14 protein-coding genes are annotated in these 11,878 nt (G+C 50.9%); all 14 read left to right on the top strand.

From position 1 onward, the window contains the following. Nucleotides 1-166 precede the first annotated feature (166 nt). The 14 genes from B2633_RS00445 (at nt 167) to groL (ending at nt 11,121) form a co-directional block, all read left to right on the top strand. Nucleotides 167-1,513: a glycosyl hydrolase family 18 protein gene (locus tag B2633_RS00445; RefSeq protein ID WP_483168563.1), complete on the top strand. Its 1,347-nt coding sequence runs from the start codon at nt 167-169 to the stop codon at nt 1,511-1,513. A gap of 164 nt (nt 1,514-1,677) precedes the next feature. Beyond that, nucleotides 1,678-2,370, top strand: a complete 693-nt coding sequence (locus tag B2633_RS00450; RefSeq protein WP_483168565.1) for a uracil-DNA glycosylase — start codon at nt 1,678-1,680, stop codon at nt 2,368-2,370. Between the two features lie 27 nt (nt 2,371-2,397). After that, nucleotides 2,398-2,874 (top strand): tRNA (adenosine(37)-N6)-threonylcarbamoyltransferase complex ATPase subunit type 1 TsaE, encoded by a 477-nt coding sequence (gene tsaE / locus B2633_RS00455; RefSeq protein WP_483168566.1) that lies wholly within the window; start codon nt 2,398-2,400, stop codon nt 2,872-2,874. Further along, nucleotides 2,855-3,577, top strand: a complete 723-nt coding sequence (gene tsaB, locus B2633_RS00460; RefSeq protein ID WP_483168567.1) for a tRNA (adenosine(37)-N6)-threonylcarbamoyltransferase complex dimerization subunit type 1 TsaB — start codon at nt 2,855-2,857, stop codon at nt 3,575-3,577. Before tsaE ends, tsaB begins: the two co-directional genes overlap by 20 nt. Beyond that, a complete protein-coding gene (gene rimI, locus B2633_RS00465; RefSeq protein ID WP_483168569.1) occupies nt 3,574-4,029 on the top strand; it encodes a ribosomal protein S18-alanine N-acetyltransferase in 456 nt (151 codons plus the stop codon). The genes tsaB and rimI overlap by 4 nt, the downstream gene beginning before the upstream one ends. Before the next feature lie 12 nt (nt 4,030-4,041). After that, nucleotides 4,042-5,052, top strand: a complete 1,011-nt coding sequence (gene tsaD, locus B2633_RS00470; protein ID WP_483168571.1) for a tRNA (adenosine(37)-N6)-threonylcarbamoyltransferase complex transferase subunit TsaD — start codon at nt 4,042-4,044, stop codon at nt 5,050-5,052. 154 nt (nt 5,053-5,206) lie between these two features. Beyond that, nucleotides 5,207-5,989, top strand: a complete 783-nt coding sequence (gene lgt, locus B2633_RS00475; protein WP_483168572.1) for a prolipoprotein diacylglyceryl transferase — start codon at nt 5,207-5,209, stop codon at nt 5,987-5,989. Then, nucleotides 5,989-6,576 carry a 5-formyltetrahydrofolate cyclo-ligase gene (locus B2633_RS00480; protein WP_483168573.1) on the top strand — a complete coding sequence of 196 codons (588 nt, stop codon included), beginning with the start codon at nt 5,989-5,991 and terminating at the stop codon, nt 6,574-6,576. The genes lgt and B2633_RS00480 overlap by 1 nt, the downstream gene beginning before the upstream one ends. 216 nt (nt 6,577-6,792) lie before the next feature. After that, on the top strand, nt 6,793-6,966 hold the full coding sequence (locus tag B2633_RS00485) for a hypothetical protein (RefSeq protein WP_483168575.1): 174 nt from the start codon (nt 6,793-6,795) through the stop codon (nt 6,964-6,966). 38 nt (nt 6,967-7,004) lie between these two features. Next, nucleotides 7,005-7,982 (top strand): GTP 3',8-cyclase MoaA, encoded by a 978-nt coding sequence (gene moaA, locus B2633_RS00490; RefSeq protein WP_483168576.1) that lies wholly within the window; start codon nt 7,005-7,007, stop codon nt 7,980-7,982. A gap of 41 nt (nt 7,983-8,023) precedes the next feature. After that, the gene (gene moaC / locus B2633_RS00495) at nt 8,024-8,461 is read left to right on the top strand and encodes a cyclic pyranopterin monophosphate synthase MoaC (RefSeq protein ID WP_481043094.1); all 438 of its coding nucleotides are present in this window, start codon (nt 8,024-8,026) and stop codon (nt 8,459-8,461) included. A gap of 27 nt (nt 8,462-8,488) precedes the next feature. Beyond that, entirely contained in the window at nt 8,489-8,977 is a 489-nt protein-coding gene (locus B2633_RS00500; protein ID WP_481042918.1) for a MogA/MoaB family molybdenum cofactor biosynthesis protein, read from the top strand. Nucleotides 8,978-9,177: 200 nt separating this feature from the next. Then, nucleotides 9,178-9,468, top strand: coding sequence for a co-chaperone GroES (gene groES, locus B2633_RS00505; RefSeq protein WP_481042920.1), 291 nt, complete (start codon nt 9,178-9,180; stop codon nt 9,466-9,468). Nucleotides 9,469-9,495: 27 nt separating this feature from the next. Beyond that, nucleotides 9,496-11,121: a chaperonin GroEL gene (groL, locus tag B2633_RS00510; protein WP_483168578.1), complete on the top strand. Its 1,626-nt coding sequence runs from the start codon at nt 9,496-9,498 to the stop codon at nt 11,119-11,121. Nucleotides 11,122-11,878: the final 757 nt, after the last annotated feature.

Raw genomic sequence — 11,878 nt, forward strand, 5'->3', positions numbered from 1 at the left:
CGCTCAATCAACGTACTATTTGTACGACTCAATCGCGGGCCTATTGAGCGTCTTGCTCTTCGCTTCCGTCGTTCGCTCTGCCTTTCTTCTGTAGAGGGAAGGCGGAACCAGGGCTGGCAGATAATCGTCTAAACATTAAGATCTGGCTATAATGGAGGCTGAGTAGATGTTGGGGAAAAAAGCAGTCATAGTGCTAGTCATAGCCATGTTAATTTTTAGTATCCCGGTGTTCCCGGTGACAGCCGATTCCAATCCAAGGATACGCATAGAAGGTGAATTGAAGCATTTTCAACCCGGGGCCCTGCTCATCGGGGGGCGCACCATGGTGCCGGTTCGCTTCGTGGTTGAGGATTCCGCCCTGAGAGGCGCTGTATATTGGGATGGCGCTCTGCAGAAGGTTGCCCTGGATTGTAAGGGCAAATATATAGAGTTTATCATAGGCAGCCAAGAGGCTAAGGTGGATGGGGTGACAAAGAGGTTTGACACCGCTCCGCTCATACACCAGGATAGGACCTATATTCCGCTGCGTTTTTTGGCAGAAACCCTGGGCGCGACCGTGAGCTGGGACAGTGACAGGCGGGAAGTCAATATTTCCTTTAGCTACCGGCCCGAGGTGTTTGCCTACTACTATTATACTCCCTGGGATGAATTTACCGAGAATGCCGATCTGTTCACCGATGTGGCCTTGCGCTGGTTTGAAAGCAACAGCCGGGGTGAGCTGAGTTATGAGTACCAGGATCAATATCAGAAAGTATTGCAATATGCGCGGCAAAAAGGTATCCGCACCCATCTGGGAGTGGCCTTGATGGATAAAGACGCCCTGCATATCCTGCTCCGCAATTACAGCTATCGCCAGCATTTGATACAGCAGCTGAATCAGCAAGCCAGGGCGGATAAATATGACGGGGTAAACATTGATTTTGAGTTTATTCCCCCGGCTGATGCCCCTTATTTCACCCAATTTTTAAGGGAATTAAAGGCTGCTTTAGGTCAGGACAAGACGCTGTCAGTGGCGGTATTCGCCCGGACCGGTGAAGAGAACTGGCCGGTGGCATACCAGTATAAAGAGATCGGGAAAATTGTGGATCGGGTAGTGGTAATGGCCTACGACTATTCCTATGCCGACAGCGCGCCTGGTCCGGTGGCTCCGTTGTGGTGGGTCAAAGACGTGAAAGACTATATGATGGCCAATATACCCCGCGAAAAGATCCTGCTGGGCTTGCCCACTTATGGATACAACTGGACGGCGGGAGGGAAAGCGGTTACCGTCACTGCACCCAAGCTGGCCGCGATACAAAGCAAGTATCAGGTTAAGGGCGGTTTCGATGCAGCCAGCATGAGCCCCTACTATAATTACACTGATGAGAACGGGCGGCAGCACACCATATGGTTGGAAAACCAGGCCAGCCTGAATGAGAAGTTCAATGTGGCCACTGCTGACCGTCTGGGTGGCATTGCCTTCTGGCGCATCGGCAACGGCTTCGACGACTTATACCAGGTTTTGCGCCAGTAGCCGATCCTGAACAGAAAATAGTAACCGGGGAGGGTGGAGCACAATTCAAAGCTGCTGAGCCCTCCTCTTGCTGTGCCGGTCTGGTCGGGGCAGCCGGCATGTATTATAATAATAATGGCAATTACATGGAAAATATGGACTAGAAGCCAATGGGAGAGGGGAAAATGTCTACAGAGCAACCGGGGTTATTTGATCAGGAAGAGACGGCTCCAGTAGAGAAAGCTACGCTGCCGCCAGAGATAGTGCCGCCCCAGGTTTTTCTTCCCGGAGTAAACTATGAACAGAGTTATCCGGGCGTCAATTCTATGCAAGAATTAAAAACCGTGGCACTTGGATGCAGCAATTGCCGGTTAAGGGAAGGATGCCAACAGGTGGTTTTTGGCGACGGCAATTCACAGGCCCGCCTTTTATTCATCGGAGAGGGGCCGGGTAAAGACGAGGATGCAGCCGGACTGCCTTTTGTAGGCCGGGCCGGGCAGTTGCTGGATAAAATACTGAATGCAGCCGAATTAAAGCGCAGTGAGGTCTATATCGCCAATGTGGTCAAATGCCGTCCTCCCGGCAACAGATTGCCCAATCCCGACGAGGTAAAACACTGCCGTAATTTTCTGGAAGCCCAGATTCGGCTGCTAGACCCGGCAATAATCGTTTGTCTGGGTTCGATGGCCAGTCAGGTGGTGATTGATCCTGCCGTAAGAATAACCAAAATACGCGGAACCTGGTTGACCCGCCAGGGCAGGAGTATTATGGCCACCTTCCATCCGGCCGCACTGTTGCGCAATGAAGCTTATAAACGGCCTACCTGGGAGGATTTCAAGGCGATTCGCAACGCCTACCGGGAGCTGCCGGACAGGTAACCGCAAATCATCATGAGGTGACATGATTTGGAACTCATCGTAAAAACCGAAGAGGATATGCTTGGCCTGGGAAAGACCCTGGCCTCTGTCTTAAAAAGCGGGGACGTGGTCTGCCTGCATGGCGTCCTGGGCGCAGGCAAGACCACTCTGGCGAGGGGAGTAGCCCGGGGCAAAGGATATCAGCAGCGTGTTACCAGCCCCACTTTCACCCTCATGAATATCTATCCTGCCCAGGATCCCATTTATCATTTTGATTTCTACCGCCTCGGCTGCGGGGATTTGACCGACCTGGGATTGGAAGACTATCTGGAAAAGGACGGAATATGTTTGATTGAGTGGCCGGAGATCGGGGCGGACTCCATACCGCTTGAAGCCATGCACATATATATCGGCCTGACCGACGAGGACTATGATCGGGAACGGCTGGTCAGCATTAAAGCGACAGGGGAAAGCTATTGCCGCAAGATAAAGGAGTTGGAACAGATTGTTGATACTGGCTGTTGACAGCGCCACCCAGGTGGCGGGCGTGGCCCTGGTCGCCAGGGATAGAGTGATCCGGGAGGAATTCATCAACTTCCGCAGGAATCATTCGGAGATATTAATGCCGCAAATCGACCGGGTCATGAAAGAGAGCCAGTGCGATTGGGCACAGATTACCGCCCTTGCAGTGACGGCGGGGCCGGGATCTTTTACCGGCCTGCGCATTGGCATGGCAACTGTCAAAGGTTTGAGCCTGGCTACCGGGCTGCCGATTGCCGCAATACCAACCCTGGATGTTCTGGCTCACAACCTGGCCGGCAGCCATGCTTTGGTAGCGGCTTTACTGGATGCGCGCCGCCAGGAGGTATACTTTTCCTGTTATGATGTTCAAGAAAGATATCCACTGGGGCTGTTGCCTATGATGGCCTGCTCTCCGCAAAAAGCAGCCCTCGAAATCGACGCCCTGCTTGAGATAACAGGCCGGGGAAAGGTTATTTTGGTGGGTGATGGAGTGCCTCCCTACCAGGATTACTTTGTTGATTTTTTTGCGGAGCGTTTGCTGCCGGTTAGCCCGCATCTGATGCTGTCCAGGGCTGCTGCCCTCGGCAGCCTGGCCTGGCGGGCCGCAGATGCACAAAAGCTTGAAGATGGACTTAACGTCAAGCCGTTGTATATACGCCTGTCTGAAGCGGAATATCGTTTGGAAAAAGGAGTAAGAGCACAGTGAACCAGGATTTTTTGATCCGCAAGATGACCGGCCGTGATTTGGACGAAATCATGCTCATAGAGTTAGAGTCCTTTACCCTTCCCTGGTCCAGGCAATCCTATGAGAACGAGCTAAGCAACCGATATGCCACCTATATGGTGGCTGATCATGAGGGCGTGGTGGCTGCTTACGGCGGTATGTGGGTGGTTGCCGACGAAGCTCATATCACCAATGTGGCGGTGGCGCCCCGCTACCGCCGCCAGGGAATGGGAACCAAGGTCTTGCAGGCATTGCTCAACACCGCCGGGCAAAAGCGGGTCAGCCGCATCTTTTTGGAAGTGAGGGTTTCCAATGATGCCGCCTTTAAATTGTATAGCGGGCAGGGGTTTGCCCCCACCGGAGTGCGCAAACAGTATTACTCGGACAACGATGAAGATGCCATTGTTATGATGAGACAGCTTCAATCTCCGTGATGAGGATAAATGATGAAAGAAACATATATATTGGGAATTGAGACCTCGTGCGATGAAACCGCGGCCGCCATAGTAAAAAACGGTCGGGAGATACTCTCCAATGTGGTGCAGTCGCAGATCAGTCTGCACCAAAAGTTCGGCGGAGTGGTGCCTGAGGTGGCTTCCCGCAAGCATATTGAAACCATTGCCGCCGTGGTCGAGGAGGCTTTTGCCAAAGCAGGCCTTGCTTACCGGTCTATCGACGCCGTAGCGGTCACCAACCGGCCTGGACTTATTGGAGCCCTCCTGGTGGGATTAAGCTTTGCCAAGGCCCTGGCTTATGCATTAAATAAGCCAATTATAGCGATCAATCACCTTCATGGTCATATTTATGCCAATTTCCTGGAAAACCCGGAGATAGAGTTTCCCTGCGTGTGTCTGGTGGTTTCAGGAGGTCATACCAGTCTGGTCTATATGCCTTCTCACCAGGACTACCAGTTGATTGGGGAAACCCGTGACGATGCGGCCGGGGAAGCCTTTGACAAGGTAGCCCGTTTCCTGGGCCTGTCTTATCCGGGGGGGCCTGCGGTGGAAAAGGCTGCCCGTGAGGGCACGCCCGGTGTGAATAAACTGCCCCGCATCTATCTGGACAGAGAGGATTTTGAGTTCAGTTTCAGCGGATTAAAAACGGCAGTTATGAACCAGTGGCGCAAACTGGAAAAGCTTGGCCTGGCTGATGTTAATGATATGGCGGCCGAATTCCAACAGGCCCTGGTGGAGGTACTGGCGGAAAAGACCATCCGTGCGGCGCAAAAATACCAGGTCAAAACCGTACTCATGGCCGGAGGGGTAGCTGCCAACTCCCTGCTAAGGAGTACTTTAAAGGAGAAAGCCGCAGAAAAACAGCTTAAGGTGGTCTATCCACCGCTTTCCCTGTGCACCGACAATGCCGCCATGATAGCAGGCCGGGCCTATATCCAGTATATGAATCAGGACTTTGCGTCACTGGAACTCAATGCTTACCCTGGTCTTTTGTCCCTGTGAAAAATCCCTGTGGATATTGTGGATAAGTCTGTTGATAAAATAGAAGAACACTAGCCCAAATCCCCGGTATATCTGATATACTCTAGAATAGTACCGGGGCCTTTAATTCGGTTCGAAACGGCCCTGTGGATAACTGTAGGGAGGAAAAGAAAAGTTGCATCCGATACTTATTAAAATAGGCTCATTTACAGTTTACTCATGGGGGGCTATGCTGGCCCTGGCAGTGCTCATCGCAGTATGGGGCATCAGCCGTATCGCCCGCCGCGAGGGTTATGACAGCAACCTGGTTCTGGATCTGGTGATCCTGTGCGTCTTAGGGGGGCTAATAGGGGCCAGGCTGGCTTATGTGCTGGTTTATGATTGGCCGGGGTTCCTGGCCAATCCTTTGATTGTATTCGCCATCGGCCCGGGTGGCATTGAAGGAATGATCTGGTATGGTGCCTTTATCGGAGGCATTATTCCTTTTGGGCTTTATATCTGGAAGAAAAGCCTGTCATTCTGGAAGATCGCTGATATGTTCAGCCCGTACCTGGCCCTTGGATATGCCTTGGTGCGGATTGGATGCTTCCTGCGGGGCTGCTGTTATGGCAACATCACCACTGGCCCGCTGGGAATGGTCTTTCCTTACATCGACGGCTTCAGCCGTTATCCCACTCAGCTGTTCAGTTCTGCTTTAAACCTGGTCTTGTTTGCATTCCTGTTATGGTTCTATGAGCGGCGCAGCTTCAGCGGGCAAGTCTTCATACTATACCTGCTGGGTTACGGCGTCTATCGATTTATGATTGAATTCTTCCGTTACAGTGTCATTTATATAGGTCCGTTTACACTGGGGCAGATTTATACCCTGGGATTGCTGGCAGTTGGTTTGGGCCTTTACTACTGGCGGAAGAGGCAGTATGACGGTGCAGTCTACGTGTCCAGAAATAGGAGGCGCTGATGCCGGCAAACAGAATAATGCCGGGCAAGCCGGAAACGAGGCGGGAGATGTTGCAGCAGCGCGAACAGCTAGCGCCTGCGGAGGTGCAGCTGTTCAGTGAAGAGATCGTTCACAAACTCCTGGAGCTAAAACCCCTCCAGGATGCCCGGGTCATCATGGGCTATATGAGCATCCGCAACGAGGTGGATCTCGGGCCGCTTTTCGAGCAGCTGCACCAGGAGGACAAGATGCTGCTTCTTCCCCGGGTAGACGGGTCAGAAATCCACGCCATCCACTTTTCGGACCCGGCCGGGCTGCAGAAAAGCCGGTATGGCATTTTGGAACCGGTGGGACCACCCTTTGCCCCAGAACGAATTGATGCCGTACTGGTGCCTGGTGTGGCCTTTGATTATCAAGGCTATCGGATTGGCTATGGAAAGGGATATTATGACCGTTTTTTACCGCGGCTCAGGAAGTATGCCTTCACCTGCGGGGTTTGTTACGAGTTTCAGGTCATTGTTTCGGCTTTTCCTCAAGCGGCGGATTGCCCGGTTAAATGGATAGTTACCGAACGATCCGAACTGATGATCGACGAGCGGTATTTTTGATTATTCAGGAAAGTGACAGCGGAGGCATGGCCGCCGCTGTCCATATTTTCGACTGGGGTAGAAAAATTGTTTCGTATTTATGGATCAGCCTGCGAAAACTCGCCTCATTTGTAGAAATAAGTCTAGGGGTGTATAATAAGAGGCACAAAACTGCCGATGAATCATACTGCGGCAATAAACCTTCCTAACCGGGGGTAGTGTAAGGGGGGAATGGGAATGAGAGATGAGGAAATCATTCAGCTGTTGCTGGACAAGTTTCCCGGTAAACGCATCAGTTGTGCCGAGGCTAGAGAATTAGCTGCCGGACTTAAGATGGAGCTGTCCCGGATGGGGGCCTTATGCGATCAAGCCGGAATCAAAATCTCTGCTTGCGAATTAGGATGCTTCTAAGCATGGTATAAGACTGGCCCAGGGGAGGGGGGTCTTTTTTGCGTGACAACTATGGACGTACGATAAGCTATATGCGAATGTCGGTAACCGATCGCTGCAATTTGCGGTGTCGTTATTGCATGCCGGAATCAGGCATAAACAAGCTGGAACATGACAAGATATTATCATTTGAGGATATTATAGCCATTGCCGAGGCTGCCAGTGATTTAGGCATAAGTAAAATCAGGCTTACCGGTGGCGAGCCCTTGGTGAGAAGAAACATCACCGGATTGGTCAGCCAGCTGGCGGGCATACCTGGCATTGAGGAAGTTACCCTGACCACTAACGGTACACTTTTTGCCAGGATGGTCAAAGCCTTGCGGGCCGGGGGGTTAAAGAGGGTCAACTTCAGCTTGGACAGCCTGTCAGCTGAGAAATACGATTATATTACCCGCGGCGGCTGCCTGGAGGATGCCTGGAAGGGCATACTGGCAGCCATGGAAGCCGGCATGCATCCGGTGAAGTTAAATACCGTTATAATAAAAGGTTTTAATGATGATGAAATATTGAAATTTGCTGATCTGGCCCATCGTTTTCCCCTGCAGATTCGTTTTATAGAGTTTATGCCGGTGGGGGATCTGCTGTTTTGGGATGAAAGCAAAGTAATCACTATTAAAGAAGTTAAAGCCATTTTGAATAAACATTATAATTTGTTGCCTGTCGCCCAGGTCGGCAATGGACCGGCGGAGCATTTCAATCTGGAGGGCGGTCAGGGCGGCATAGGCTTTATCAGCCCCATGAGCAATCATTTTTGCGACAGGTGTAACCGCATACGGCTGACTGCCGAAGGCAAACTCAGAAATTGTCTTTACGATTATCACGAAACCGATTTAAAAGCAGCCCTGCTTCAAGGCATCAACCGGCAAGAGCTGCGCCAGTTATTAGCCCAGGCCATCAGCCGTAAACCCGAGCGGCATCATATGGATACCGGATGGGGCGAAGCAAACAATCGTAAAATGTACCAAATAGGGGGTTAACTGTGGAATTCACCCACCTCAATTCGTCAGGCCGGGCCCGTATGGTCGATGTCAGCAATAAAGAAGACAGCACCCGTCAAGCCCGGGCTATGGCGGTTGTTAAAATGAAACCTGAAACCCTGCAGGCCATCCAGGCAGGAGCGATTACCAAGGGAGATGTATTGGCGGTAGCTCAGGTTGCTGCCGTTATGGGCGCCAAGCAGACCCCGCAGCTGATTCCCATGTGCCACCCCTTGATGCTCGCTTCAGTAGATGTGGAATACGGTTTTGATCATACAGCGGGTGAACTGCATATAGAGACCGTAGTCAGATCGACCGGCAAAACCGGAGTGGAGATGGAAGCCATTACGGCTGCGAGTATAGCCGCGTTAACCATCTATGATATGTGCAAAGCGGTTGACCGATGGATGCAAATATCGAACATCTGCCTTCTGGAAAAAAGCGGAGGAAAAAGCGGGCATGTCAGGCGCCCGGATTAAGCATAGACTCGGTTTGGAGTGATTTAAATGTATCAGACCGGAATTGTGGTTATGAGCGACAAAGGTTCCCGCGGAGAGCGCGAGGATCGCAGCGGCGCCAAGATTGCCGAACTGCTGGGGGCAGATTTTCAGGTTGCCTTTTATAAGCTCATACCTGATGACAAGCCCACTATAGAGGAGACCCTGGTTTACGCTTGTGACCAGCTAAAGCTGGATCTTCTACTGACCTCCGGAGGCACCGGCTTCTCGGTTCGGGATGTTACCCCCGAGGCTACCGGCAGCATTATAGAAAAAATGGTACCGGGCATTCCGGAGCTGATGCGCTGGACGGGTTTGAAGACAACCCCCCGGGCAGCCCTTTCCAGAGCGGTGGCGGGGATACGCGGGAAAACCTTGATCATCAATCTGCCAGGGAGTGAACGCGGGGTAAGGGAATCCCTGGAGGCCATCCTGCCAGTTTTGCCCCACGGTCTGGATACTTTGATCGGGTCCTCGGTGGAATGCGGAGAAGCTTAGCAAACGAAATTTAATGATTTTTAAAGGTATAAAAAGAAATTCCCCGCAACATAATACTAATTAATAATATCGGGCAGAATCAGCTTAGTTTTCTATTTGAATACTTGGCCGGTCTTGCCTAATATTATAGCTAGGTGTTAGCACTCGCTACGAATGAGTGCTAATAATAAAAAAGCAACATTTTAAAAGGGGGTATACCTTTGAAAATTCAACCATTGGCAGACAAACTGGTAGTCAAAGTAGTGGAAAACGCTGAAGAAAAAACCAAGAGCGGTCTCTATGTTCCCGACACTGCTAAGGACAAACCGCAGGTTGGCGAAGTTCTGGCAGTAGGTCCCGGCGCTCTCAATGACAAGGGCGAGCGGATCCCGATGTATGTGGCCGTTGGCGACAAGGTCATCTATGCAAAATATGCCGGAACCGATATCAAAGTTGACGGCGAGGAACTGTTAATCTTATCTGAAAGAGACGTCCTGGCAAAATTGGCTTAAATAACAGATTAAAAGGAGGATACATAGATGGCTTCCAAAGAGATTAAATTCAGTGAAGATGCACGCAGATCATTGGAAAAGGGAGTAGACACCCTTGCCAATGCAGTTAAAGTAACTCTGGGCCCCAAAGGCCGCAATGTAGTATTGGATCGCAAATTCGGTTCTCCCACCATCACCAATGACGGTGTTACCATTGCCAGAGACATTGATCTGGAAGACCCTTGGGAAAACCTGGGCTGTCAGCTGGTAAAAGAAGTCGCCATACGGACCAATGATGTGGCCGGCGACGGTACCACTACTGCAACCGTACTGGCACAGGCTATGATTAAAGAGGGGTTAAAAAACGTGGCAGCCGGAGCCAATCCCATGATCATGAGACATGGAATTGAAAAGGCTGTTAAAGCTGGAACCGAAGAAATAAAAAATATCAGCAGAATCGTAGATTCCAAAGAGGCCATTGCACAGGTGGCGGCTATTTCCGCCGATGATCCTGAAATCGGTACATTGATCGCTGATGCTATGGATAAAGTGGGTAGAGACGGGGTTATCACTGTAGAGGAATCCCAGTCAGTTGGCACCACCCTGGAAGTCGTGGAAGGCATGAGTTTTGACCGCGGCTATATCTCCCCTTACATGGTTACCAATACTGAAAAGATGGAAGCAGTTCTCGAGGATCCCTATATTCTGATCAGCGACAAAAAGGTCTCCTCAATTAACGAGATTCTCCCCGTCCTGGAAAAGGTTGTACAGACCGGCAAACCTCTGCTGATTATCGCCGAGGATGTAGACGGTGAAGCCCTGCCCACCCTGGTAGTCAACAAATTGCGCGGCACCTTTAATTGTGTGGCGGTTAAAGCACCGGCCTTCGGTGACAGAAGAAAAGCCATGCTTGAAGATATCGCTATTCTGACCAATGGACAGATGGTATCTGAAGACATCGGTGTAAAAATGGAGAACGTAACCCTGGATATGCTGGGCAAAGCCCGCCAGGTGGTAGTAAACCGCAATGAAACCATCATAGTCGACGGCGCTGGCTCTGAAGAAGCCGTTAAAGGCCGCATCGCGGTAATCAAGAAACAGGCTGAAGAGACCGAATCCGAATACGACAAAGAAAAACTGCAAGAACGCATGGCTAAACTGTCCGGTGGTGTTGCGGTAATTCAGGTAGGCGCTGCCACTGAGACCGAACTGAAAGAAAAGAAGCACCGCATTGAAGACGCCCTGGCAGCCACCAAGGCCGCTGTTGAAGAAGGCATTGTTTCAGGCGGAGGCACCGCTTTGATTAATATCATCGGGGTTATCGATGCCCTGCAGGCTGACGGGGACGAAATGACCGGCATTAACCTGGTCAAGAAAGCCCTGGAAGAACCGCTGCGCCAGATTGCTAACAATGCAGGCAAAGAGGGCTCCGTGGTGGTGGAGAAAGTGCGTAACTCCGAAACCGGCATTGGTTACAACGCTTTGACCAATGAATACGAAAATATGATCAAGGCCGGGATCATCGACCCCGCCAAAGTAACCCGCTCCGCATTGCAAAATGCTGCCAGCATTGCCGCCATGGTCCTGACTACTGAAGCGGTCATCACCGAAAAGCCCATGGAAGACAAGGGTATGGGCATGGGCGGAGGCGGCGGAATGCCTCCCATGATGTAATCTTAAACAGTCATTGACGCGAGCAGCCGGCTTATAATGAGCCGGCTGCTTTTTTGATGCGCCGGCATGGGCCCCAGTCGCCCCAAACTTTCCTCCAGATCTCATTCATCCAGTTACTTCGATGCCCCCTTCATTTCAGCCGGCAGCAACCCGGGCGAAAAGATTCGTTAATAGTGGTCCTCAAAAAACGCATTGAATCCAGCCTCAGACTCAATGATTTAAGTTCCGCTTAGCGTGCTTTCAGCCGAATTTTCATTATTATGATGTGGCTGACAGTGAACAATGGCAAATGTCGAATTATGTCCTGATTGTAGGATAGTGTCCGGCATACAATACACCTGGCAACACTGGCCTGATAGCTGGCTTACCAGGTAATTAAAGGGACAGACCGAAATGCCATGGAATGGCACAATAATTGCTATAACAATTATAAGAAGCGTTCGGTAACGATAAATAAACAGGCAAGGAGGTCGTACTTGTTTCGCGGTTTAAAGACTAAACCAGGCTCTGGTTCATACTTAAACCGAGTGTGCAGAAATGAATCGTTCGATTGTCAGGGTTGCGGGGTCATGGTTCAAACCGGCAGCCAGATTGTCTCTTTTTTAACGAACTACAGGGGGCTGGTGCGGGATTAAGCCTCCCAAGGTTTGTTATACGAGCTGTGTTCATTATTCTCCGCGGCTCCACTAGAAATACGGAAATATTAATAATTAGATAGGAGGTATGAGGAATGCGGGAGATTCCGAAAACATGTAAA

It is taken from the genome of Syntrophomonas sp. UBA1041, assembly GCF_002316705.1.
GTDB lineage: Bacteria > Bacillota > Syntrophomonadia > Syntrophomonadales > Syntrophomonadaceae > DTU019.